Raw genomic sequence first — 2,295 nt, 5'->3', positions numbered from 1 at the left:
TCAACCCCCGTGGCGATGCCGCATCGATGAAAGCGCGACATGCGTGAAGTGACGCTGCCGACCGGCGAACACGTGCCGGCGCTGGGCCTCGGCACCTGGAAGATGGGCGAAGCGCCGCGCCAGCAGGCGGCCGAAGTGGCCGCCGTGCGCATGGCGCTGGAGATGGGCTACCGCCTGATCGACACCGCCGAGATGTACGGCGAAGGCGGGGCCGAGACCGTGGTCGGCCAGGCGCTGGCCGAGGCGCTGCGCGCGGGCACGGTGGCGCGGCCAGACCTCTTCATCGTCAGCAAGGTGTACCCGCACAACGCCAGCCGTGCCGGCGTGCAGGCCGCGTGCGAGCGCAGCCTGCGCCGCCTGGGCCTGGACCAGCTGGACCTGTACCTGCTGCACTGGCGCGGCGGCGAGCCGCTGGCCGAGACGCTGGCAGGTTTCGAGGCGCTTCAGCAGCGCGGCCTCATCCGCCATTGGGGCGTGAGCAACTTCGACCTCGACGACCTGGAAGAACTGGCCGCGCTGCACGGCGGCGCTGCCTGCGCGGCCAACCAGGTGTACTACTCGCTCAGCCAGCGCGGCATCGAATTCGACGTGTCGCCCTGGCAGCGACGGCACCACATGCCGGTGATGGCTTATTCGCCCATCGACCAGGGCGCGCTGGCCGCGCAGCCTGGCCTCGACGCCATCGCCCGCCGCCTGCAGGCCACGCCGGCGCAGGTGGCGCTGGCCTGGCTGCTGGCGCAGCCGTGCACCATCGCCATCCCGAAGGCCGTGCGCGAGGCGCACCTGCGCGAGAACCTGGCCGCGGCCGACCTGCCGCTGTCGCCCGACGATCTGGCTCAGCTGGATGTCTTGTTTCCCCCGCCGCGGCGCAAGCAGCCGCTGGCCATGCTTTAACCCTTGAACCTTCTTGCCATGACCGTCACCCTCGGCACTCCGCTGTCCCCCCACGCCACCAAAGTGATGCTGCTCGGCAGCGGCGAGCTCGGCAAGGAAGTGCTGATTGCGCTGCAGCGCCTGGGCGTGGAAACCATCGCGGTGGACCGCTACGACAACGCGCCCGGCCAGCAGGTGGCCCACCATGCGCGCACCATCACCATGAGCGACCCCGCGCAGCTGCGGGCGTTGATCGAGGCCGAGCAGCCGCAGCTGGTGGTGCCCGAGATCGAAGCCATCGCCACGCCGGTGCTGGAAGCGCTGGAGGCCGAAGGCCCCGTGCGTGTGATTCCCACCGCCCGCGCCGCCCGCCTGACCATGGACCGCGAAGGCATCCGCCGGCTGGCCGCTGAAACCCTGGGCCTGCCCACCAGCCCCTACAAGTTCTGCGATTCGCAGGCAGAGCTGCAGGCCGCCATCGACGGCGGCATCGGCTACCCCTGTGTCGTCAAGCCGGTGATGAGCAGCTCGGGCAAGGGCCAGAGCAAGCTCGATGGCCCGGCCGACGTGGGCCCGGCCTGGCAGGCCGCGATGGCCGGTGGCCGCGTCAGCCACGGTCGGGTGATCGTCGAAGGCTTCATCGACTTCGACTATGAGATCACGCTGCTGACGGTGCGCGCCCAGGGCGCCGACGGCCACGTGCAGACGCATTTCTGCGACCCCATCGGCCACATCCAGGTCAGCGGCGACTATGTGGAAAGCTGGCAGCCGCACCCGATGAGCCCGGCCGCGCTGGACAAGGCCCGGCAGATCGCCCAGGCGGTGACCGGCGACCTGGGCGGCCAGGGCCTGTTCGGCGTGGAGCTGTTCGTCAAAGGCGACCAGGTGTGGTTCAGCGAGGTGAGCCCGCGCCCGCACGACACTGGCATGGTGACCATGATCACCCAGCACCAGAACGAGTTCGAGCTGCATGCCCGCGCCATCCTGGGCCTGCCGGTGGACACCACGCTGCGCACGCCCGGCGCCAGCGCGGTGATCTATGGCGGCGTGGAAGCCGCCGGCATCTTGTTCGACGGCGTGGACGAGGCGCTGCGTGTGCCGCGCACCGAGCTGCGCCTCTTCGGCAAGCCCGAGAGCTTTGCCAAGCGCCGCATGGGTGTGGCCCTGGCCTACGACGCCGATGTGGAGCAGGCCCGAGCCAACGCCAAGCAGGCCGCCGCGCGGGTCAAGCCGCGCCAAGCGTGAACCTGCCCTCAGGCTCGCTTCGCTCGCTGCATTGAACCTGCTCGCCTTCCTGCGCGAGAACGCGCGCTGGCTGGCGCTGGGCGGGCTGCTGCTGTTCTTCGGCGCCGTCGGCCAGACCTATTTCATCGCGATGTCGGTGGGCGACCTGCGGCGCGAGCTGGGCTGGTCGCACGGCGC

At 70.5% G+C, this 2,295-nt stretch carries 2 protein-coding genes; both read left to right on the top strand.

The window, feature by feature from the left end:
- Positions 1-39: 39 nt before the first annotated feature.
- Positions 40-894, top strand: a complete 855-nt coding sequence (locus ABNT58_RS07645; protein ID WP_348752906.1) for an aldo/keto reductase — start codon at positions 40-42, stop codon at positions 892-894.
- 18 nt (positions 895-912) lie between these two features.
- Positions 913-2,118, top strand: a complete 1,206-nt coding sequence (gene purT / locus ABNT58_RS07640) for a formate-dependent phosphoribosylglycinamide formyltransferase (protein WP_348752905.1) — start codon at positions 913-915, stop codon at positions 2,116-2,118.
- The last annotated feature ends 177 nt before the right edge of the window (positions 2,119-2,295 follow it).

Origin of the sequence: uncultured Aquincola sp., assembly GCF_964001545.1 — a bacterium.
Lineage (GTDB): Bacteria > Pseudomonadota > Gammaproteobacteria > Burkholderiales > Burkholderiaceae_C > Aquincola.
This window is presented reverse-complemented; position numbering and strand designations above follow the sequence as displayed.